Here is a 19,605-nt window from a genome sequence, read left to right on the forward strand (position 1 = left end):
GCCGGCCCGGCACCGACAACGGCCCCTCTCCCGCGCCGAAAGCGCAGGTGAGGGGCCGTTGTGCCGTGGGGCTTACTTCTTGCCCTGGTTCTTGACCGCCTCGATGGCGGCGGCGGCGGCCTCCGGGTCGAGGTAGCGGCCGCCGGGGTTGACCGGCTTGAAGTCGGCGTCGAGCTCGTAGACGAGCGGGATGCCGGTGGGGATGTTGAGGCCGGCGATGGCCTCGTCGGAGATGCCGTCGAGGTGCTTGACCAGGGCGCGCAGGCTGTTGCCGTGGGCGGTCACCAGGACGGTCTTGTCGGCGGCCAGGTCCGGCACGATGGCGTCGTACCAGTAGGGCAGCATGCGCTCGACGACGTCCTTGAGGCACTCGGTGCGCGGGCGCAGCTCGGAGGGGATCTCGGCGTAGCGCGGGTCGTCGGCCTGCGAGTACTCGGCGTCGTCGGCGAGGGCGGGCGGCGGGGTGTCGTAGGAGCGGCGCCAGAGCTGGAACTGCTCCTCGCCGAACTCGGCGAGGGTCTGGGCCTTGTCCTTGCCCTGCAGGGCGCCGTAGTGGCGCTCGTTCAGGCGCCAGCTGCGGCGGACCGGGATCCAGTGGCGGTCGGCCTTGTCGAGGGCGATCTGCGAGGTGCGGATGGCACGGCGCAGCAGCGAGGTGTGGAGCACGTCCGGCAGCAGGCCCTCGGCGAGCAGCAGTTCACCGCCGCGGGCCGCCTCCTTCTCGCCCTTCTCGTTGAGGTCGACGTCGACCCATCCCGTGAAGAGGTTCTTCTGGTTCCACTGGCTCTCGCCGTGGCGGAGCAGGATCAAGCGGTAGGTCGTGTCAGCCATGGGGCCAGCTTAGTGGAGGGGAAATTCGCTGGCCGGGCTGTCCACGTGCGTCGTAATGTGCGTTCCGCAGTTACGCCGCTTACTGTTTCGTCGCCCCTGGGAGCCCCCATGTTCCTCGCCCGCCTGGTGTCCGAAGTACGCAGGGCGGGCGGTGGGCTACCGCGCCAGTTCTGGTGGCTGTGGACGTCGACGCTGGTGAACCGGCTCGGCGGCTTCGTGGTCACGTTCCTGGCGCTCTATCTGACGCACGAGCGGGGCTATTCGGCGTCGTACGCGGGCCTGGTGGCGGGCCTGTTCGGGCTGGGTTCGGCGATCGCGGCGGTCGGCGCCGGGGTGCTGACCGACCGGCTCGGGCGGCGGCCCACGCTGCTGGTGGCGCAGGTGTCGACGGCGGTGTTCACGGCGGTGCTGGGCTTCACGGACGGCCAGGTGGCGATCGCCGCGGTGGCGTTCCTGGTCGGCCTGGCGAACAACGCCTCCCGCCCCGCGGTCTCGGCGATGATCGCCGACCTGGTGCCGGCCGCCGACCGGACCCGGGCGTACTCGCTGAACTACTGGGCGATCAACATCGGCTTCGGCGCCTCGGCCGCGGTGGCCGGCCTGATCGCGGTGCACGGCTATCTCCTGCTGTTCCTGCTGGACGCGCTGACCACCCTGCTGTGCGCGGTGGTGGTGTTCGTGAAGGTCCCCGAGACGCTGTCGCAGGCGGCCGCGGAGGCCGCCGACGAGCCGTCGGCCCCGGCGGTCGGCCTGGGCGCGGTGTTCCGCAACGGCCCGTTCATGGCGGTGGTCGGGGTGAACCTGCTGCTGGCGCTGGTGTTCCAGCAGGGCTCGACCACGCTGGCGGTCGACATGGGGCAGCACGGTGTCTCGACCGAGCAGTACGGCCTGGTGGTCAGCCTCAACGGGGTGCTGATCGTTTTGCTCCAGCTCCCGCTGACCCGGCTGATGGAGGGCCGCAGCCGCACCGCGCTGCTGGTGGTGAGCGCGCTGCTGACCGGCTGGGGCTTCGGCCTGACGGCGGTGGCGGACTCCTCGGTCGCGATGTACGCGCTGGCGGTGGGGATCTGGACGGTCGGCGAGATCATGAACGCGCCGACCATGATGGCGCTGGTCGCCGAGCACTCCCCGGCCCGGGCCCGCGGCCGTTACCAGGGCGTGTACTCGCTGTCCTGGTCGCTGGCGTCCTTCGTCGGCCCGGCGGGCGGCGGCCTGCTGCTGCAGTACGGGGGCGGCTGGGCGCTGTGGGGCGCCTGCGCCGTCGCGGGCACCCTGGCGGCCGTCGCGTACGTGCCGATCGCCCGCCGTTCGCCGCAGCCCGCCGAGGTGGTGGCGCAGACCGCGGAGCCGGCCGTCGTGACGGTCTGACGGGCGCCCAGCCGGTCGGGTCGCCGCCGCCGCACCGCCGCAGTCGGTCGGCGTGACGGTCTGACGGTTTGACCGTTTGACGGTCTGGCGAGCGCTCAGGAGGCTGCGCCGCCGCCTTCGCCCCGGCGCAGCCGCACCCACGAGTCGTGCTCGTCGTCCAGGATCCGCCGGTGCTCCTCCACCAGCGCCGTCACCCGCTCGGGATCGGGCACGTCGTCGCCGTACTCGGCCTTCAGCAGGGCGAGGCGGCGGCGCAGCGAGCTCAGCCGGTGGACGGTTTCGACGCGCTGGATCCACAGGGTCCGGTGTCCGAAGAACGCCGCCCAGGCGGCCAGTACGGTGACCAGCGCGCCGCAGACCAGTGCGGCGTCGGCCAGCCGGTCGGCGAGCGTCCCGCCGACCTTGACGCCGAGCAGCACGGTGATCAGGGCGGACAGGCCGACGGTGGACAGTTGGAGGGTCAGGGCCCGTCGCCGGTCCCGGTCGCGGCGGCGGCGGCGCTCCACCAGCCCGGTGTCGAGCTCGGCCTCCAGCCAGGCCAACGTCCGTTGTGCGGCGGCATGTTCGGCATCCATCGGCGCCCTCCCCGGACGGGAGGATACCGGGCTCAGCTGTCGGCGGGAGGGGTCTCGCTCGCCAGGTGCGCGAAGGCGGCGAGGTTGCGGGTGGACTCGCCGCGCTTGGTGCGCCACTCCCACTCGCGGCGGATCGCGGTGGCGAAGCCCAGCTCCAGCAGGGTGTTGAACGGCTCGTCGGCGTTCTCCAGCACGGTGCCCAGCAGCCGGTCCACCGAGTCGGCGGTCAGTGCCTCCAGCGGCAGCCGGCCGACCAGGTAGACGTCGCCGAGCCGGTCGATGGCGTAGGCCACGCCGTACAGGCGGGTGTTGCGCTCCAGCAGCCAGCGGTACACGCCCTCGTGGTTCTCGTCCGGGCGGCGGATCACGAAGGCGTTCACCGACAGCGTGTGGTCGCCGACCCGCAGCGCGCAGGCGGTGGACAGCTTGCGGGTGCCGGGCAGCGTGGCGACCAGCGTGTACGGGTCGGTGGCGGCCGGCTCCCAGGCCACACCGGCCTCGTCGAGCGCGGCACGGAGGAGGGGAAGTGCGTCGTCCTTGGCGGCCATGCCCCCACGCTAACCGGCTGCCCGCCCGGACGGGGTGTCGCCCCGGTCACGCCGGGGCGACGGAATGACCCGCCGTCAGGACCGGTGCGCCCGGCGGGCCGCCTCGGTCGGGCTCCCGGCCATCGCGCCCGCGTACACCTCCGCGGTGGAGCCGGCCGCCGTCAGCCAGCCGAACGCCGCCGCGTGCCGGGCCGCCGCCGCACCGCGGGTGCCGGCCAGCGCCGGGTCGGTGACGTACGGCAGCAGCGCCTGCGCCCAGGCGTCGGGGTCGTGGCCGGGCACCAGGGTGCCGGTGACGCCGTCGCGGACCGCGACCGGCAGCCCGCCGACCGCGGCCGCCACCACGGGGGTGCCGCAGGCCTGCGCCTCCAGGGCGACCAGGCCGAACGACTCGCTGTGCGAGGGCATCACCAGGGCGGTCGCCGCGCGGTACCAGTCGGCCAGCTGCTGCTGGCCGACCGGCGGGTGGAACCGCACCACGTCGTTGATGCCGAGCTGCGCGGCCAGCTTGTGCAGGCTCTCGGGGCGGGCCAGGCCGGTGCCGGACGGGCCGCCGACCACCGGGACGACCAGCCGCTCGCGCAGGTCCGGGCGGCGCTCCAGCAGCCGGGCGACCGCCTTGAGCAGCACGTCCGGTGCCTTCAGCGGCTGTATCCGGCCGGCGAACAGCAGCACCGCGGCGTCCTGCGGCAGGCCGAGCCGGTGGCGGGCCGCGGCCCGTTCGGCGGGCCGGAACACCTCCAGGTTCACCCCCGGGTGCACCACGGCCAGCTGCTCGGGGCGCGCCGCGTAGTGGTGGGCCAGCTCGGCGGCCTCCTCGGCGGTGTTGGCGATCAGCCGGTCGGCCGCGCCGACCACCTGGGTCTCGCCGATCACCCGGGCGGCCGGCTCCGGGGTGTCGCCCTCGGCGAGCGCCGCGTTCTTCACCTTCGCCATGGTGTGCATGGTGTGCACCAGCGGCACGCCCCAGCGTTCCGCCGCCAGCCAGCCGACCTGGCCGGACAGCCAGTAGTGCGAGTGCACCAGGTCGTAGTACCCGGCGCGGTGGCCGGCCTCGGTGCGCAGCACGCCGTGGGTGAACGCGCACAGCTGGGCGGGCAGGTCCTCCTTGAACAGGCCTTCGAACGGACCGGCCGTGACGTGCCGCACCAGCACGCCGGGGGCGAGCTGCACGGTCGGCGCGTCGTCGGAGCTGACCGCCCGGGTGAACACCTCGACCTCGATGTCGAGGTCGGCGAGGCGCTTGGCCAGCTCGACGATGTACACGTTCATGCCGCCGGCGTCGCCGGTGCCGGGCTGGTGCAGCGGCGAGGTGTGGACGCTCAGCATCGCGATCCGGCGGGGGCGGCGCGGGAGCACGGGGGCTGCGGTCGACCGCGACTCCCCGCGGGGCATGCGGACGAGGTGGTGGGTCACCTGCGGAAGCCTCCCTGGGCACTGCCCGTCGCTGCGTCTGTGCTGATGGTGCCGTGTACGGGCCGGTTCCGACCCGTCCACGTGCCGCCGCCCGCGGCCGGGAGCTGCGGGCGGTAGGACGTCAAGGATGCCAACCTCGTCGCCGAGGTCGCGTATTCCCGTCGGCGGACCGGCAGTGTGCGATCGGCTCGCCGGGCGTCGGGATTCCGGTCGGCGGACCGGGGGTCCGAGGACTTTCCGGGCGCTGCGTAGGCTTGGTGACCATGGCCGCAAGCGACACGCCGTCGTCCCGGGGCCGGTCGAGCCGGCCGGTGGGGACGATCACTCGGGGGACGACGAACACCAACCGGCTGCGGCGGATGGACCGCTGGATCGCCTGTACGGCGGGCCGGGCGCTGCGTGCGTCGGCGGCCCCGCCGGTCGCGGTGGACCTCGGGTACGGGGCGGCGCCGTGGACCGCGGTGGAGCTGGCGGCGCGGCTGCGGGCGGTGCGGGCGGACGTCCGGGTGGTGGGCATCGAGATCGACCCGGCGCGGGTGGCGGCGGCGCTGCCGATGGCCGACCCGCCGCTGCTGGAGTTCCGGCGCGGCGGCTTCGAGGTGCCGCTGCCCGACGGCGCGCGGGCGCAGCTGATCCGGGCGGCCAACGTGCTGCGGCAGTACGACGAGGACCAGGTCGCCGAGGTGTGGTCGCGGCTGTGCGGGCGGCTGGCGCCGGACGGGCTGCTGGTGGAGGGCACCTGCGACGAGATCGGGCGGCGGCACGTGTGGGTGGCGCTCGGCCCGGAGGGGCCGCGGACGGTGACCTTCGCGGCCCGGCTGGGGAGCCTGGAGCGCCCCTCGGACCTGGCGGAGCGGCTGCCGAAGGCGCTGATCCACCACAACGTGCCCGGCCGGCCGGTGCACGCCTTCCTGCGGGACTTCGACCGGGCGTGGGCGGCGGCGGCCCCGCTGGGGGCGTTCGGCGCGCGGCAGCGCTGGGTGGCGGCGTGCACGGCGCTGGCCGCGGACTGGCCGCTGCGGGACGTGCCGGCCCGGCGGCGGCAGGGCGAGCTGACGGTGGACTGGGCGGCGCTGGCGCCGCGCTGAGCAGCCGAACTCCCGCTGTCCGGACAGCTGTTCGGCGGTTCACTCGAACGAGTTGTCGATTACCCCTGGCGTGTTGACGCCCTGGCGCGCCACCATGGGAGCGCCCGAGTGCGCCGTCGCGCGCCCCCTGCACGCCCTTCAGCGCCCCTACTCCTTCTGCCCCGCCAGCTCGTCCCGCACTCGCGCGAACACCTCGTACGTCTCGGCACCGAACAGCACGAAACGCACCTCGTCCAGGTCGGGCTCCGCCTCGGCCACGGTCGTCAGGGCGATCCGAGCGGCATCGTCCTCCGGCCAGCCGAAGATCCCGGCGGAGATCGCCGGGAAGGCCACCGTCCGCGCCCCCAGTTCCGTCGCCACCCGAAGGGATTCCCGATAGCAGGAGGCCAGCAGCTCCGCGCGCTGCGGGTAGTCCTCCGCCCGGTAGACCGGCCCCACCGTGTGCACCACCCAGCGCGCCGGGAGCCGGCCCGCGGTGGTCGCCACCGCCCGGCCGGTCGCCAGGCCCTTGCCGTAGTGGGAGGCCCGCAGCTTCCGGCACTCGGCGAGGATCTCCGGCCCGCCCGCCCGGTGGATCGCCCCGTCCACTCCGCCACCACCCAGAAGCGAGCTGTTGGCGGCGTTCACGACGGCGTCCATCCGCTGCTCCGTGATGTCACCCTGCACCAGCGTGATCCGTGTCACCGCTGCTCAACTCCCGTCAACTCCGGTTCCGTGGTGGCGAGAACCCTATGAAGAACCGCCACCGCACGCGTGGCAATAACCACATCGGCGCCGCTCAGGCAAAGAAATCCTCGGAGATCACGTTATGGTCGCGGGAAGCTCCCCGATGCCCGGTGCCACACGGGCACCGTGGACGGACACCGGCCGTTGGCCTGTCGGGGAAAGGAAGGACCGACCGATGCCCGCTACGGGAGACGGGCGGGCACCCGACGCGACCAACGGCGCCGGAACCGCCGCACGCAGTCAGAGCCGGCACGGCGCACACCAGCAGCGCCCGGGCCGAACGACGGGAGCCGCGCCGATACCGCATCCGCGCAGCACGCCGACCGGCGGCGAGCCGGCCCGGACGGCGGCCTTCCGGGTACTGCTGATCGAGGCCGACGGGCCGGAGCACCTGCTGCTCGAGTCGCTCGCCGACGAGCTCGGCGAGCACGCCGAACTGCACCGGGTGGGCGGCATCCGTGACGCGCTGGCCCTGCTGCCGCCACTGCCCGGCAACGCCCGGCGCGGCATCCGCCACCCCGAGTTCCACTGCGTGCTGCTCGACCTCGGCGCTCCCGGCGAACTGCCGCCCGGCAACGACGGCCTGGACGGGCTGCGCGAACTGCTTCAGCGTGCCCCGCACACCGCCGTGGTGGTCCTCACCGACACCGCGGGCGCCGAACTCGGCGCGGCCGCGGTGGCCGCCGGCGCCCAGGACTTCCTGGTCCGACAGGACACCGCCGGCCCGCTGCTGGCCCGCGCGCTGCGCTACGCGGTGGAGCGCAAGCGCGCCGACGAGTCGCAGCGCCGGCTGGTGGAGGCGGAGATCCGCGGCCAGGAGAACGCCCGCCTGCAACGCCACCTGCTGCCCACCCCGCTGTTGGACGGCGCCGGCCTGGCCTTCACCCGCCGCTACCGGCCGGGCCGCCGCCGGGCCCTGCTCGGCGGCGACTTCTACGACGCCGTGCGCACCAAGGACGGCCGGGTGCACGTGGTGATCGGCGACGTCTGCGGCCACGGCCCGGACGAGGCCGCGCTCGGCGTGGCGCTGCGGATAGCGTGGCGCACCCTGGTGTTCGCCGGCCTCAGCGGCCAGCACCTGCTGACCACGCTCCAGCACGTGCTGGAGCACGAACGACGCAGCGACGAGATCTTCGCGACGCTCTGCATGGTGGTGCTGGACCCGCCGGGCGCGGAGGGCGGCGCGGAGGGCGCGGAACTGTTCCTGGCCGGCCACCCCGCGCCGCTGCTGCTCGGTCCGGACGCCGCCCCCGCGCTGCTGCCGTCCGACCAGGCCGGCCCGGCGCTGGGCCTGCTGCCGTGCGACGCCACCCAGTCGGTCTGGCCGGCGCTGCGGCTGGAGCTCGCCCCGGGCTGGCGGCTGCTGCTCTACACCGACGGACTGGTGGAGGGGAAGGTCGGCGCGGGTTCGCCGCGCCTCGGCCAGGAGGGCCTGATCGAGCTGATCGCCGACCACCAGGCCGCCGGGCTGACCCGGGGCCGACTGGTGGACTCGGCGATCGCCGAGGTCGAGGAGCTGAACGGCGGGGCGCTGACCGACGACGTCGCGGTGCTGCTGCTGGAACGCAACCCGTTGCCGGTGATCATGGGCTGACAGCCCGTCGAACCAACCGGCCGGTCCAACCGGCCGGTCCGACCAGCCGGTTCTGCACGACGAAGGGGCGGCCCCGTGCGGGGCCGCCCCTTTTCGTCCGTGCAGGTGTCTCACCAGGGGCCGTACGGCCCGGGGTTGCGACCGCGGCCGCGACCCCGACCGCGGCCGTCGGTGAGCAGCTTGATCGCCGGGCGGACGTCCACCACGTAGACGATCGCCGCGACCAGGCCGGCCAGCGTCAGCAGCCCGGTCATCGGGTTGGCGCCGAACAGCAGGTCCGCGCCCAGCGCCAGGCCGAGCACGATCAGCCAGAACCCCTTGGTCTTCTTGTCGGCCGCACGGTACGCGTCCTCGCGGCGGATCGCCGCGTCCACGAACGCGAACACCTTGTAGCCGATGACCGCCGTCGCCAGCCACCAGAACGGGTTCAGGAGGTCGTAATGCAGGATCTGCACCTGGTGCTCCTCACTCTCTCTTCCATCCTGGCACGGGCACTGCCCGAATCAACGGCCTTCCGCGATGTGCCGTTCCCCGCACTTCTCACTCGGAATCGGCGGCGGCCCTGCGGGCGCGGGCGGGCTTCTTCGCGGCGGGCTTCGACTCGACGGCGGGCTCGTCCACCACGACCTCGGCGAGCACGACCTCCTCGATGTCGGCCTCGACGACCGTGTCGGTCTCCGCCCGGTCGGTGTTCGCGGCGTCCACCACGGTGCGGCCGCGGACCGCGAGCTCGTCGTAGACCTCCTTGGCCTTGACCGCGAACTCCAGCGCCCGGCCGACCTGCTGCATCGCGAACTCCTGCGCCTTGGCCTGGAGTTCCTTCACGTCGGTGGGCAGCGCGGTGACCGCCTCGGTGACCTTGGCCTGCGCCTCGACCAGCCTGCTGCCCGCGTCCTGAAGGGCGGCGGCGGCCTTGTCCTGGGTGCCCTTGCGGTCGGCGGCGAGCGCCTCCAGCTGGCCGGGGACCTCGCGCAGCTTCTCGTAGGCCAGGTCGCCGGCGCCGGCCAGGGCGTACAGCGGGGTGGGGTCGGTGAGGGTCTTCTTGAGCTCGTCGCTGATCGGCATGTCGGGTCCTCCGGTCGGGTCACACAGGGTCGGTCGGGTGGGCGGCGGCGGCCGGGCGGGCGGCCTGGTTCTCCTTCAGGAAGGCCTCGTACACCGCCAGCAGGGCCTGCTTCTGCCGCTCGTTGATCTGCGGGTCGGCAAGGATCGCGGCCCGCAGCCCCGGCCCCTGCTCGTCCCGCTCCTCCAGAATCCCGGCCTGTACGTACAGCGTCTCCGCCGAGATCCGCAACGCCTTGGCGATCTGCTGAAGGATCTCCGCGCTGGGCTTGCGCAGCCCGCGCTCGATCTGGCTCAGGTACGGGTTGGACACCCCGGCGGCCTCGGCCAACTGCCGCAGCGAGTACTGCGCGTTCCGCCGCTGCTCCCGGATGTACTCGCCGAGCGAGCCCACGTTCAGTGATGCCATACCGGAAGTCTGCACCCGAGCGCTTGCAGTTGCAAGCAGATTGCTAGCGGGTGCACGCAGCGGCGCCCCGCGACCGGCCGGCGTCCGGGCCGACCCCGGATCCGGGGGGGTCGCGCGGGCCGCTCGCGCCTGCACCGGTCCTCGGGTGCCGGACGCGCGGCTCGGGCACGTGCTGACCGCGGTTCGACACGTCGGCGGGCTGAGGCGGCTCGGCCAGCGCCCCGCCGACCGCGGAGGAGGAGCGCCACGCCACGGTGGCGACCGGCAACCATCCCGGCTCGTGCTCCAGCGGGCACGGTGTCGTGGACGACCGCCCGGGCGCGGATGCAGGCGGACCGTCTGCCCCGCCGGCGGCACCGGTTCAGGGCAGAGCACAGCGCGGCGAGGCGGTGCGGGCCATCAGGCCCCCTGTCGGCCGCGCCGGGGGACGAACGGGTGGCCCCTGGCCGCCACCGCCGTCAGCGCAGTACGCCGACGGCCGGACGCATCCGGGCCAGGGCAGTAACGTCCGCAGCACGACAAAGGGGAGGCGAGATGACGGATCGACAGATCGGCGCGGTGCTGTGCGACCTGGACGGGGTGCTGCGGGTCTGGGGCGAGCTGGGCGAGGTCGATGCGGCGTACGGGCTGCCGCCGGGCACCGTCGCGGGCGCGGCGTTCCGGGACGAGCGGCTGCTGCCGGCCGTTACCGGGCAGGTGACCGACGAGCAGTGGCGGGCCGCCGTCGCGGCGGACCTGGTCGGGGTGTGCGGGTCGACGGTGCGGGCGCGGGAGGTGGTCGCGGCCTGGGGGCGGCAGCCGTCCCGGGTGGATCCGGAGGTGCTGGCGCTGCTCGCCGACGTGCGGCGGGGCGTGCCGGTGGTGCTGGTGTCCAACGGGACCACCCGGCTGGAGGCGGACCTGACCGCGCTCGGGCTGGACGCCGCCTTCGACGCGGTGGTCAACACCGCGCGCCTCGGTGCGGCCAAGCCCGAGGCGCGGGTCTACCTCGCGGCGGCCGAGCGGGTCCGAGTACCGCCGTCCGCCTGCCTGTTCGTCGACGACAGTCAGGGCAACACCGCTGCCGCCGAAGCGCTCGGGATGTCCGGCCACCACTTCCGGGGCGCGGCCGGACTGCGGGCGGCGCTGCGCGGGCACGGGTTGATCTGACCAAAGGGTGGAATGGTCGGCGCGCCGGTTCGACGCATGCCACGATCCGCCGCATGACGATCTTTCAGGCGCACGACGGAACCGCCCTGCACTACGACCAACTCGGCGACGGTGCCCCGCTGGTGGCGATCCCCGGCGGGCCGGGCGCGGATGTCCGCTACCTGGGAACGCTCGGCGGCCTGGACGCGCACCGGCGGCTGATCCGGTTCGATCCGCGCGGCAGCGGCCGGTCCGCCGAGCCCGCCGATCGGGCGAGCTGCGCGTTCGGCACGCAGGTGAAGGACGTGGAGGCGCTGCGCGAGCACCTCGGGCTGGACTCCTTCGACCTGCTCGGCCACTCCGCGGGTGCCCTGACCGCACAGCGCTACGCCGCCGAATTCCCGCACCGGGTACGGTCGCTGGTGCTGGTGACGCCGGTCGGGCGGGGTGCCCGGGAGCCGGACGAGGCGGAGCTCGCGGCGATCCGGGGGGCCCGCTCCGACCAGCCCTGGTACGAGGACGCGACTCGGGCTGCGGCGGCGCTGGCCGCCGGGGAGGGCGATCCGGCGGAGCTGACGGCGCGCATCACCCCGTTCTTCTGGGGCAGTTGGGACGACCGGGCGCGCGCCGCCGCGTTCGATCCGGAGCTGGTTCCGGGTGCGCCGTGGATGCGGGCGGCGTTCTACGAAGGCGCGGGCGAGGCCGCCCCCGTGGCGATGCCGGCGCTGGTGCTGGCGGGCGAGCTGGACGGAATGATCGGCACCGCCCCGGCCCGGCTGGCCGCCACGCTCCACCCGGGGGCCCGGCTGGAGGTGCTGGCGGGCGTGGGGCACCGCCCCTGGGTCGAGAAGCCGGATGAATTCGCCCGGCTGGTAGCCGAGTTCCTGGACTGAGGCGTCAACCGCCTTCCACCAGGCGGCGGCAGCCGGAGGCCAGCAACTCGGCCACATCGCGACCCCGCACTGTGAGGCCGCACTGTGAGGCCGCTCAGGCCGAGACGGCCGAGGGCCGAATCCGGGCGCCCACCAAACGCACCATGCGGGCGGAAGGTGAACTCACCCTGCCGGAGAGCGCCCGGACACCGATCGAGCAGCCAGGCCGAATTCGCCCCGGTGGCACGCGAATCGTCAACTGCCTTCCACCAGACGGCGATAGTCGGAGACCAGCAGCTCTGCGACATCGCGGCCCCGCTCGGTGAGGCCGCTCGGGCCGAGGTGGTCGAGGGCCGGATCCGGGCGCTCACCGGGCGTGTCGGGTGGGCGGAGGGTGAACTCGCCCTGCCAGAAGGTGTCCAGGCACTGGTCGAGCGGGCGGTCGGGGTCGGTGGGGCGGGTCGTCATGGTGTCACTCCCCCACGGCGTCGGCGGACAGGGTGAGCAGTTCGCGCAGCTGTTCGGTGGGCAGTTCGGTCAGCCACTGTTCGCCGACGCCGACCACGGCCTCCGCCAACTCACGCTTGGCCTGGAGTAGTTCGGCGATCCGTTCCTCGACGGTGCCGACGCACACCAGCCGCCGGACCTGGACCTCGCGGTGCTGGCCGATCCGATGGGCGCGGTCGGTGGCCTGGTCCTCGGCGGCGGGGTTCCACCAGCGGTCGAGGTGGATCACCTGGTTGGCGGCGGTCAGGTTGAGTCCCGTTCCGCCGGCCTTCAGCGACAGCAGGAACACCCTTGGCCCGTCCGGGGATTGGAAACGGTCGACGAGTTCCTGCCGGCGCGGCGCGGACAGGCCGCCGTGCAGGTACAGCACCTGGGTGCCGAGACGGCGGCGCAGGTGCGGCTGGAGCAGCGCGCCGAATTCGGCGTACTGGGTGAACACCAGCACCCGGTCGCCCTCCGCCAGGGCCTCCCGGAGCAGCGCGACCAGCCGCTCCACCTTGCCCGACCGGCCGCCCAACGGCGAGTTGTCGTGCAGGAGTTGGGCGGGGTGGTTGCAGACCTGCTTGAGCCGGCCGAGGGCCGCCAGCACGGCGCCCTTGCGCTCCACGCCGCGCACCCCGCCCAGGCGGCGCAGCAGTTCGGCGACCACCGCCTGGTAGAGCCCGGCCTGCTCCGGCGTCAGGTTGCAGCGGACGGTGAACTCCTGTTTGGCGGGCAGCTGTTCGCCGATCTCCGGGTCGCTCTTCAGACGGCGCAGCAGGAACGGCCCGGTGAGCCGCTGGAGCTGCGCGGCGACCTCCCGGTTGCCGGACTGCTCGACCGGTACGGCGTAGCGCTCCTTGAACTGCTCGGCACTGCCGAACAGGCCGGGGTTGGCGAAGTCCAGCACGGCGTGCAGCTCGGCGAGGCGGTTCTCCACGGGCGTGCCGGTGAGCGCGATCCGCGGGCCGGAGCGCAGCGAGCGGATCGCCCGGGACTGCCGGGAGTTGCGGTTCTTGATGTGCTGGGCCTCGTCCGCGACCACCCGCCGCCAGTGGATCCCCCGCAGCGCGGCGGCGTCCCGTTGGAGCACCCCGTAGGTGGTGATCACCAGGTCGGCGGCCGGGTCGGGGGCGCTGCGGTCGGGGCCGTGGTGCAGGTGCACCCGCAGGGTGGGCGCGAAGCGGGCGGCCTCGCGCTGCCAGTTGCCGACCAGCGAGGTCGGGCAGACCAGCAGGACGGGGCCGCGGGCGCCGCGGGTCTGTTCCAGCGCCAGCAGGGCGAGCGTCTGCACGGTCTTGCCGAGGCCCATGTCGTCGGCCAGCACCGCGCCGAGCCCGAGCCGGCCGAGGGCGTCAAGCCAGGCCAACCCCCGTTCCTGGTAAGGGCGCAGAGCACCGGCGAAGCCGGGCGGGGGTGCGGCGCGGCGGGCTCCCGGGAGGCGGCCGAGCCGGCCGGCGAGCAGGTCGCCGAGCGGGCCGTCGGCGTGCACGACGGTGACCGGCAGTCCGTCGACCACCGCGCCGTCGTCCAGCGCGAAACGCAGCAGCGTCGCGGCGTCGAGCTGCGGATCGTCCCGCCGGGCGGCCAGGAACCGCAGGGCGGCGGCGAGTTGGGACGCGTCCACCTCCACCCACTGGCCGCGCAGCCGGACCAGGCCCTGCTGGGCACCCGCGAGCTCCTCCAACTCCTGTTGGGTGAGCGGCTGTTCGCCCACGGCGAGCTGCCAGCGGAAGTCCACCACGGCGTCCCGGTCGGCCTGCGCGGCGCGCTGCACCGAGCCGGGCGCCGGGCCGCTGCGCGCGGTGGCGGCCAGTCCCAGCCGCGGGCGGCGGCGCCACCACGCGGGCAGCAGCACGCCGTACCCGGCGGCGGTCAGCAGCGGGGCGGCGTCCCGCAGGAACGCGAGCGCACCCGCCCGGTCCAGGTCCACGCCGGTGGGCCGGGTGCGGTGCAGCGCGGCGCGCAGGTCCGGGCAGAGCCGGGCAGCGCGGTCGAGTTCGGCGAGGTACGCCTCCACCGGATCCCCGAGGCGGCGGCTCAACGCCGCCGGTCCCGGCCCGTCCGACCAGAGTTCGGCCGCCGGCAGCAGCAGCGACGGCCGGTCCACGGGGCCGACCAGTACGTCCAACCGCCAGGTCTCGTCCGGGACTTCGGCGTCCGGGTCGTCCGGCGCGGTTCCCAGCGGCTCCGCCAACCGGAACGCCAGCCGGACGTCGCCGGTGGGCTGCGTCCCGGCGCACCACGCCGCGAGGCGCTCCACGACGTCGGGGTCGGGCGCGGCGGGGAGGCGAGGGTCGGTGCCGCGGAGGGCTTCCAGCCAGCCCTTCGGCGACTCGGCCGTCGGCGGTGCTTCCAGCGCGGTGCGGGTCTCGTGGTCGGTGAGGGCGTCCAGGACGGCCGTGAACAGCGCGCTGCCGGTGCGCTCGGCGCCGTCCTCGGCGCGGGCGATCGGCGGGCAGCCCGCCGCGAGCGCGGCGGCCTCACGGCCGGCCGGACCGTCGGGTGCGGGACGCCACCGCGCCGCCCACCCGCTCTCCTCCTCGACCAGCGCGGGCAGCACCCGGCCCCGCCCCACCAGCCGCCACGCCAGGTCGTGCACCGCCGTCAGCCACCGCAGCGACGCCCCGTACGCCAGCTCCGCCGTCCGGCCGTCGGACAGCTCGACGGTGGTCCCGGGCCAGACCGGGTCGAACAGCTCGCCCAACAGCTGCGCGGCCTCGGCCCGCTCGAACAGCAGCGCCGGCACCCGCCACGCCTGCAGCGCCAGCCCCTTCGCCGTCGACCCCACCGGGAGTTCGGGGGACGGCGTCGGCCGCGAGCCTAGCGTCGGCAACCGCAGGCTCACCCACCGCTCGGCGCCGCGCGCGGCAAGCCACGCGGGGCCCGCGCCGACAGCCGTGAGCAGCCCCGCCACCTCCGCCGCCGAGCACGCGAACGGGTGCCGCGAGCCCTGCACCGACCGCCCCGTGAACGCCGCCGCGTCCTCCGCCCACACCCCGAGCCGGCCGTCGGCCCGCCACAGCGCGTGCAGGACGTACATGGGGGAGGTCCTCCGGAACGAGGGGTGGGTGGGGGCTCCCACGATAGTTGCGGTCACGAACGCACGTGGGCGCGAACGCAGGCAGGCGCGAGATCGGGGGCACGTGGGGACCTGGGACGGCGACACGGTAACGGCTGACTGCACGAGTCTCTTCGGGAAGCGTCGGCGGGTTCGACGGCCGGTGTGGGCCGCCGGGTCCGCCCGGCGCACCCGGTTTTCCACCGTCGCGGAGGCCCGTCCACAGGCTGGGGAAAACCGGTGCACCCGAGCAGATGGTTCAACTTTGGACTTCATGGTTGAAACTTGAACCAGATCGCGGTACGGTGAAGTCACCAACAAGTTGAAGCCTCAACAACACGGCTTCGACCCTCACCAAGGAGAGAAGCCATGGGCATCTTCAACCGCAGCAAGAACACCGCCACCGCCGTCGCCCCGGCCGCCGCCCAGGGCCCGGACCTGGCCCACCTGACCGGCGACTACAGCATCGACCCGACCCACTCGAAGATCGGCTTCGCGGTCCGGCACGCAATGGTCACCAACGTCCGCGGCGAGTTCACCGAGTACGAGGGCAAGCTGCACCTGGACGGCGCCAACCCGGCCGCCTCCACCGCCGAGCTGGTGATCAAGGTCGCCTCGGTCCACACCAACCAGGCCCAGCGCGACGAGCACCTGCGCACCGGTGACTTCTTCGAGGCCGCCACCTTCCCGGAGATCACCTTCAAGTCGACCTCCGCCGAGCGGATCGACGGCGACACCTACCGGATGCACGGCGACCTGACCATCAAGGGCACCACCCGCCCGGTCGTCCTCGACCTGGAGTTCACCGGCGCGGCCACCGACCTGTACGGCGCCAACCGGGTCGGCTTCGAGGGCGGCACCTCCGTGGACCGCACCTCCTGGGGCCTGACCTACAACGCCGCGCTGGAGACCGGCGGCGTGCTGATCGGCGAGAAGGTCAAGCTGAGCCTGGACATCTCCGCCGTGCGAGCCTCCTGAGACCGCCTGCCCCGGCCGCCCCGCGGCCCCCGGTACCGCCCCCGCCTCCCCCTCGGCGGGGGCGCCGCCGTTTCCGGACCCCGCTTTCCGGCCACCGTCCGCAGCCACCGCTTCCGACCGCCGCTTTCCGGCCGCCGCTTCCGGACCCCGCGTTCCGGCCACCGCCCGCAGCCACCCGGCCCGACCTCTCAGCGCAGCAGCGCAGCGTCCTCCGCAGGCAGCCAGCTCCCCGCCGGACGCGTCAACCAGCCTTCCGCGGCGACGAGTTCGGCCGTCGCCCGGCGCAGCGCGGCCAGCCCGGGGTGGCGCAGTTCGGGCCGGTGCACCAGGCCGACCAGGCTGAGCGGCACCGGGTCGACCAGCGGCCGGGCGATCCCGCCCGGGATGTCCGGCCCGTCCGTGGTGGTGAGGATCGGGCTGCCGTGCCTGGTCAGGTAGCGGGCGAACTCGGTGGCGCCGACCGGCGGCGTGCGGCCGGGCGCGGCGGACAGGCCGTGTTCGGCGAGCAGCCGCAGGCCGAGGTCGGTCCACTCGGCGGTGTCGGGCTGCCCCGCGAACACGTCCACCGGGTGCCCGGCCAGCGCGGCCAGCGGCACGGCGGGCAGCGCGGCCAGCGGGTGTTCGAGCGGCAGGAACACCGCCATCGGCTCCAGCCGCACCGGGGTGTGCGCCAGCCGGGACCGCACGGCGGCCGGCAGTCCGGCGTACCGCCCGAACGAGACGTCCAGCCGGTGCGCCGCCAACTCCTGTGCCGCGGCGGTGAGTCCGCCCAGGTAGCGGGCCAGCAGCTCGGTGTCCGGGCAGCGCCGGCGGGCGGCGGCGAGCACCTTCTCGGCGGTGAGTTCGCGGTCGCCGCCGGGGCTGTTGACGTCCACCAGCAGCGCCCGGGTGTCGCCGAGCGCGGTGATCTCGTCCTGGAGTTCCAGCAGCCGGCGGGCCTTCGGCAGCAGCGCCGCGCCCGTTCCGGTCAACTCGACGCTGCGGGTGGACCGTTGGAACAGCAGGCTGCCGAGCTCCCGTTCCAGCGCCCGGACGTCCCGGCTGACGGCCTGCTGGGCCAGGTGCAGCCGGTCGGCGGCGCGGCCGAAGTGGAGGGTCTCGGCGACGGCGGTGAAGCTGCGCAGCAGGCGGGGGTGGACGTCACGGGGCACGGCGGGAGATTAACAACAGGATCCGGTGAATCGCGCGGATTTAGGTGTTGGACCGCACCCCGCACCCTGTCCGAGGGTGGGGTCATCCCCCTTCCTCTCCCTCGGAGTCGTGCGTTGTCGCTGCCGCTCGCCCGCTACCGCCCGGTGTTCGCCGCGCCGGGCTCCCTCGCGTTCACCCTGGCCGGCCTGCTCGGGCGCCTCGCCCTGGCGATGTGCGGCGTCTCCACCGTGGTGCTGATCGCCGACCGCCGCGGCTCGTACGCGCTGGCCGGCGCGGTCTCCGCGGTCGGGGTGCTGTCCGGGGCGGCGCTGATGCCGCTGCTCGGGCGGCTGGTCGACCGGCTCGGACAGGCCCGGGTCGCCGTCCCCGCCGTGCTCGCCACCGCGCTGCCGACGGGCGCGCTGATGCTGTGCCTGCACTCCGGCGCGCCCGACTGGACGCTGTTCCTGTGCTGGGTGCTGGCCGGCACCAGCCCCAACCTGGGCGGCATGGCCCGGGCCCGCTGGGCGCACCTGCACCGGGCCGACGCCGCGGTGCTGCACCGGGCCAACGCGCTCGAACAGTCCCTGGACGAGCTGTGCTTCATGGCGGGGCCGGTCCTCGGCATGGTGCTGTGCACGACGCTCGCCCCGGAGGCCGGACTGCTCACCGCCTGGGTCCTGGGCACCGTCGGCACCCTGCTGTTCGCCGCCCAGCGCGGCACCGAGCCGCCGCTCGCCGCGCCCGCCCAACACGCCTCCGGCGGAAGGGGGTTGCTCCGCACCCGGGGCTTCCCGGCGCTGCTGGCCGGATTCCTGGCGGCCGGCGTGCTGTTCGGCGCCCAGGAGGTCACCACCCTCGCCTACACCGACGCGCTCGGCCGGCAGTCGGCGGGCGGCGTACTGCTGGCGCTGGTCGCGGCCGGCTCCTGCGCGTCCGGGCTGGCGTTCGGCGCGATCCGGCCGCGCCGCCCGGCCGCGGTCCGACTCGCCTTCGGCGCGGCCGCGATGGCCGCGCTGATGCTGCTCCCCCTGGCCGCCGGCCGCTCCGGGGCGGGCGTGGCGGTGCTCGGCGCGGCCCTGCTGGCCGCCGGCATGGGCACCGCGCCGACCATGATCAGCGGAATGACGCTGGCTCAGGAACTCCAGCCCGCGCACCGCCTGAACGAGACCATGGCGCTGGCCGTCTCCGCCATCCTGGTCGGCATCTCCACCGGCGCGACGCTCGGCGGCGCGCTCGTCCAGCACGCCGGCCCCGGCGCCGGCTACGCCCTGCCGGTGACCGCCGCCGTCCTCGCCCTGCTGGCCGCGCTCCCGGCCGCCGTCCGCGCCGGCCGCGTGCCCTGACGGACCGCCCGGCCGCGACCGCCGGTGCTCGCCAACGCCGGCCGTACTCGCACTCGGGCAGCACCGTCCCGTCCGGGAAGTCCACGGACCGCCCGGCCGCGACCGCCGGTACTCCCTAACGCCAGCCGTACTCGTACTCGGGCAGCGCCGTCCCGTCCGGGAAGTGCGCCGTGCCGCGACCGAGGCGACGCGCCCCGTGGCGTTCGTAGAAGGCGATCGCCCGACGGTTCGCGGCCAGGACGTCGAGGCGGACGGGCCGGTCGGGGTGGCGGGCGAGGGCGGCGTGCAGCAGGCGGGCGCCGAGGCCGTGGCCGGTGCGGTCGGGGCGGACGTGCAGCTGCTCCAGGCGGACGACGGCGCCGTCCGGGACGAGGTAGGCGAAGCCGGCCAGGGTGCCGTCCGGGTCGTCGGCGAGCAGCAGGGTGGGGGTGTCGGCAGGCGGACCGTAGTCCGCGGCCAGCCGCAGTTCCCACAGCACCGGCAGTGAGCCGTCGGCGGCGAGCGCCGCGTCGGGGACCAGGCCGGCGTAGGCGCTGCGGCGGCTGGCGATGAGCAGGGCGGCGACGGCGGCGGCGTCGGGTGCGCCGCCTTCGCGCAGAGTGGCGGGCATGTCGTCAGCCTTCCACACCCCCGAGGGTTGAACGTGATCACACGGTGCCCTAGAGTCATCCCCGAGCAGTTTTGAACGCGTTCGAAATTGTCGGCCCCGGCCAGGAGGGGATCCGTCCGTCTGCTCCGACGGCGGACGGGCAGCCGGGGCGGGGGGTCGCGCACCGGTGTCGGGGGGCACCGGCGCCGCCCGCCGGGTGCCGTTTCGCCCTCCCGGTCCGGAGTTGTCCCGGTCCGGGCTAGGCTCGGTTCCACAGGTGAATCGGTTCCACAGGCAACTGGGGCGTAGCGAACGGCAGGCGGGGCGAAGGTGCCAGGAAACGACCGGGAACGGCCGCACGGGGGCCCGGCAGGGTCGGGCGACGCGGAGAGCGCGA

Annotated in this window: 19 protein-coding genes; 7 read left to right on the top strand and 12 right to left on the bottom strand. The window is 74.5% G+C overall.

What is annotated here, in order from left to right; translation table 11 throughout:
- Positions 1 to 72 precede the first annotated feature (72 nt).
- Positions 73 to 831 (bottom strand): phosphoglyceromutase, encoded by a 759-nt coding sequence (locus ACIQF6_RS06880; RefSeq protein ID WP_400891007.1) that lies wholly within the window; start codon positions 829 to 831, stop codon positions 73 to 75.
- Positions 832 to 939: 108 nt separating this feature from the next.
- Here ACIQF6_RS06880 and ACIQF6_RS06885 point away from each other — a divergent pair, with 108 nt between their 5' ends.
- On the top strand, positions 940 to 2,199 hold the full coding sequence (locus ACIQF6_RS06885; protein ID WP_400891010.1) for an MDR family MFS transporter: 1,260 nt from the start codon (positions 940 to 942) through the stop codon (positions 2,197 to 2,199).
- A 95-nt stretch (positions 2,200 to 2,294) separates the two neighbouring features.
- Here ACIQF6_RS06885 and ACIQF6_RS06890 read toward each other — a convergent pair whose 3' ends face one another.
- The 3 genes from ACIQF6_RS06890 to mshA form a co-directional block, all read right to left on the bottom strand.
- Positions 2,295 to 2,774 carry an SLATT domain-containing protein gene (locus tag ACIQF6_RS06890; RefSeq protein ID WP_400891012.1) on the bottom strand — a complete coding sequence of 160 codons (480 nt, stop codon included), beginning with the start codon at positions 2,772 to 2,774 and terminating at the stop codon, positions 2,295 to 2,297.
- Positions 2,775 to 2,806: 32 nt separating this feature from the next.
- Positions 2,807 to 3,322, bottom strand: coding sequence for a YbjN domain-containing protein (locus ACIQF6_RS06895; RefSeq protein WP_400891014.1), 516 nt, complete (start codon positions 3,320 to 3,322; stop codon positions 2,807 to 2,809).
- Positions 3,323 to 3,397: 75 nt separating this feature from the next.
- Complete coding sequence (gene mshA, locus ACIQF6_RS06900; protein ID WP_400892163.1) at positions 3,398 to 4,717, bottom strand: D-inositol-3-phosphate glycosyltransferase; 1,320 nt, start codon at positions 4,715 to 4,717, stop codon at positions 3,398 to 3,400.
- A gap of 284 nt (positions 4,718 to 5,001) precedes the next feature.
- On the opposite strand from mshA, the gene ACIQF6_RS06905 reads away from it, so the two are divergent.
- Complete coding sequence (locus ACIQF6_RS06905; protein WP_400891017.1) at positions 5,002 to 5,826, top strand: class I SAM-dependent methyltransferase; 825 nt, start codon at positions 5,002 to 5,004, stop codon at positions 5,824 to 5,826.
- Positions 5,827 to 5,973: 147 nt separating this feature from the next.
- Here ACIQF6_RS06905 and ACIQF6_RS06910 read toward each other — a convergent pair whose 3' ends face one another.
- Positions 5,974 to 6,510 carry an O-acetyl-ADP-ribose deacetylase gene (locus ACIQF6_RS06910; RefSeq protein ID WP_400891020.1) on the bottom strand — a complete coding sequence of 179 codons (537 nt, stop codon included), beginning with the start codon at positions 6,508 to 6,510 and terminating at the stop codon, positions 5,974 to 5,976.
- 217 nt (positions 6,511 to 6,727) lie between these two features.
- Here ACIQF6_RS06910 and ACIQF6_RS06915 point away from each other — a divergent pair, with 217 nt between their 5' ends.
- Positions 6,728 to 8,146 (top strand): PP2C family protein-serine/threonine phosphatase, encoded by a 1,419-nt coding sequence (locus ACIQF6_RS06915; RefSeq protein ID WP_400891023.1) that lies wholly within the window; start codon positions 6,728 to 6,730, stop codon positions 8,144 to 8,146.
- Between the two features lie 110 nt (positions 8,147 to 8,256).
- Here ACIQF6_RS06915 and ACIQF6_RS06920 read toward each other — a convergent pair whose 3' ends face one another.
- From ACIQF6_RS06920 to ACIQF6_RS06930, 3 genes are all read right to left on the bottom strand, one after another.
- Positions 8,257 to 8,595: a DUF2516 family protein gene (locus ACIQF6_RS06920; protein ID WP_400892166.1), complete on the bottom strand. Its 339-nt coding sequence runs from the start codon at positions 8,593 to 8,595 to the stop codon at positions 8,257 to 8,259.
- A gap of 91 nt (positions 8,596 to 8,686) precedes the next feature.
- On the bottom strand, positions 8,687 to 9,211 hold the full coding sequence (locus ACIQF6_RS06925) for a hypothetical protein (RefSeq protein ID WP_400891026.1): 525 nt from the start codon (positions 9,209 to 9,211) through the stop codon (positions 8,687 to 8,689).
- Between the two features lie 19 nt (positions 9,212 to 9,230).
- Positions 9,231 to 9,617, bottom strand: a complete 387-nt coding sequence (locus tag ACIQF6_RS06930) for a helix-turn-helix domain-containing protein (protein ID WP_400891029.1) — start codon at positions 9,615 to 9,617, stop codon at positions 9,231 to 9,233.
- 534 nt (positions 9,618 to 10,151) lie between these two features.
- On the opposite strand from ACIQF6_RS06930, the gene ACIQF6_RS06935 reads away from it, so the two are divergent.
- Together ACIQF6_RS06935 and ACIQF6_RS06940 are read left to right on the top strand one after the other, a co-directional pair.
- Complete coding sequence (locus ACIQF6_RS06935; RefSeq protein WP_400891031.1) at positions 10,152 to 10,766, top strand: HAD-IA family hydrolase; 615 nt, start codon at positions 10,152 to 10,154, stop codon at positions 10,764 to 10,766.
- A gap of 53 nt (positions 10,767 to 10,819) precedes the next feature.
- Positions 10,820 to 11,638, top strand: coding sequence for an alpha/beta fold hydrolase (locus tag ACIQF6_RS06940; RefSeq protein WP_400891034.1), 819 nt, complete (start codon positions 10,820 to 10,822; stop codon positions 11,636 to 11,638).
- Positions 11,639 to 11,872: 234 nt separating this feature from the next.
- Here ACIQF6_RS06940 and ACIQF6_RS06945 read toward each other — a convergent pair whose 3' ends face one another.
- Together ACIQF6_RS06945 and ACIQF6_RS06950 are read right to left on the bottom strand one after the other, a co-directional pair.
- On the bottom strand, positions 11,873 to 12,085 hold the full coding sequence (locus ACIQF6_RS06945; RefSeq protein ID WP_400891037.1) for a hypothetical protein: 213 nt from the start codon (positions 12,083 to 12,085) through the stop codon (positions 11,873 to 11,875).
- Between the two features lie 4 nt (positions 12,086 to 12,089).
- Entirely contained in the window at positions 12,090 to 15,146 is a 3,057-nt protein-coding gene (locus ACIQF6_RS06950) for a DEAD/DEAH box helicase (RefSeq protein ID WP_400891039.1), read from the bottom strand.
- A gap of 387 nt (positions 15,147 to 15,533) precedes the next feature.
- On the opposite strand from ACIQF6_RS06950, the gene ACIQF6_RS06955 reads away from it, so the two are divergent.
- On the top strand, positions 15,534 to 16,142 hold the full coding sequence (locus ACIQF6_RS06955; protein WP_400891041.1) for a YceI family protein: 609 nt from the start codon (positions 15,534 to 15,536) through the stop codon (positions 16,140 to 16,142).
- A gap of 188 nt (positions 16,143 to 16,330) precedes the next feature.
- Here the strand turns inward: ACIQF6_RS06955 and ACIQF6_RS06960 are convergent, their stop codons facing one another.
- On the bottom strand, positions 16,331 to 17,293 hold the full coding sequence (locus ACIQF6_RS06960) for a LysR family transcriptional regulator (protein ID WP_400891043.1): 963 nt from the start codon (positions 17,291 to 17,293) through the stop codon (positions 16,331 to 16,333).
- Between the two features lie 114 nt (positions 17,294 to 17,407).
- On the opposite strand from ACIQF6_RS06960, the gene ACIQF6_RS06965 reads away from it, so the two are divergent.
- Entirely contained in the window at positions 17,408 to 18,619 is a 1,212-nt protein-coding gene (locus ACIQF6_RS06965) for an MFS transporter (protein WP_400891045.1), read from the top strand.
- Between the two features lie 115 nt (positions 18,620 to 18,734).
- Here the strand turns inward: ACIQF6_RS06965 and ACIQF6_RS06970 are convergent, their stop codons facing one another.
- Positions 18,735 to 19,229 (bottom strand): GNAT family N-acetyltransferase, encoded by a 495-nt coding sequence (locus ACIQF6_RS06970; protein WP_400891047.1) that lies wholly within the window; start codon positions 19,227 to 19,229, stop codon positions 18,735 to 18,737.
- Between the last annotated feature and the right edge of the window lie 376 nt (positions 19,230 to 19,605).

Origin of the sequence: Kitasatospora sp. NPDC092948, from assembly GCF_044754805.1 — a bacterium.
In the GTDB taxonomy this organism is placed as follows: Bacteria; Actinomycetota; Actinomycetes; order Streptomycetales; family Streptomycetaceae; genus Kitasatospora.

Excerpts from the sequence above, each read along its gene's own strand:
- ACIQF6_RS06970 (WP_400891047.1), bottom strand. The coding sequence starts at position 19,229 with ATGCCCGCCACTCTGCGCGAAGGCGGCGCACCCGACGCCGCCGCCGTC.
- ACIQF6_RS06925 (WP_400891026.1), bottom strand. The coding sequence starts at position 9,211 with ATGCCGATCAGCGACGAGCTCAAGAAGACCCTCACCGACCCCACCCCG.
- ACIQF6_RS06935 (WP_400891031.1), top strand. The coding sequence starts at position 10,152 with ATGACGGATCGACAGATCGGCGCGGTGCTGTGCGACCTGGACGGGGTG.
- ACIQF6_RS06940 (WP_400891034.1), top strand. The coding sequence starts at position 10,820 with ATGACGATCTTTCAGGCGCACGACGGAACCGCCCTGCACTACGACCAA.
- ACIQF6_RS06950 (WP_400891039.1), bottom strand. The coding sequence starts at position 15,146 with ATGTACGTCCTGCACGCGCTGTGGCGGGCCGACGGCCGGCTCGGGGTG.
- ACIQF6_RS06895 (WP_400891014.1), bottom strand. The coding sequence starts at position 3,322 with ATGGCCGCCAAGGACGACGCACTTCCCCTCCTCCGTGCCGCGCTCGAC.
- ACIQF6_RS06890 (WP_400891012.1), bottom strand. The coding sequence starts at position 2,774 with ATGGATGCCGAACATGCCGCCGCACAACGGACGTTGGCCTGGCTGGAG.
- ACIQF6_RS06905 (WP_400891017.1), top strand. The coding sequence starts at position 5,002 with ATGGCCGCAAGCGACACGCCGTCGTCCCGGGGCCGGTCGAGCCGGCCG.
- ACIQF6_RS06880 (WP_400891007.1), bottom strand. The coding sequence starts at position 831 with ATGGCTGACACGACCTACCGCTTGATCCTGCTCCGCCACGGCGAGAGC.
- ACIQF6_RS06915 (WP_400891023.1), top strand. The coding sequence starts at position 6,728 with ATGCCCGCTACGGGAGACGGGCGGGCACCCGACGCGACCAACGGCGCC.
- ACIQF6_RS06945 (WP_400891037.1), bottom strand. The coding sequence starts at position 12,085 with ATGACGACCCGCCCCACCGACCCCGACCGCCCGCTCGACCAGTGCCTG.
- mshA (WP_400892163.1), bottom strand. The coding sequence starts at position 4,717 with ATGCCCCGCGGGGAGTCGCGGTCGACCGCAGCCCCCGTGCTCCCGCGC.
- ACIQF6_RS06930 (WP_400891029.1), bottom strand. The coding sequence starts at position 9,617 with ATGGCATCACTGAACGTGGGCTCGCTCGGCGAGTACATCCGGGAGCAG.
- ACIQF6_RS06885 (WP_400891010.1), top strand. The coding sequence starts at position 940 with ATGTTCCTCGCCCGCCTGGTGTCCGAAGTACGCAGGGCGGGCGGTGGG.
- ACIQF6_RS06955 (WP_400891041.1), top strand. The coding sequence starts at position 15,534 with ATGGGCATCTTCAACCGCAGCAAGAACACCGCCACCGCCGTCGCCCCG.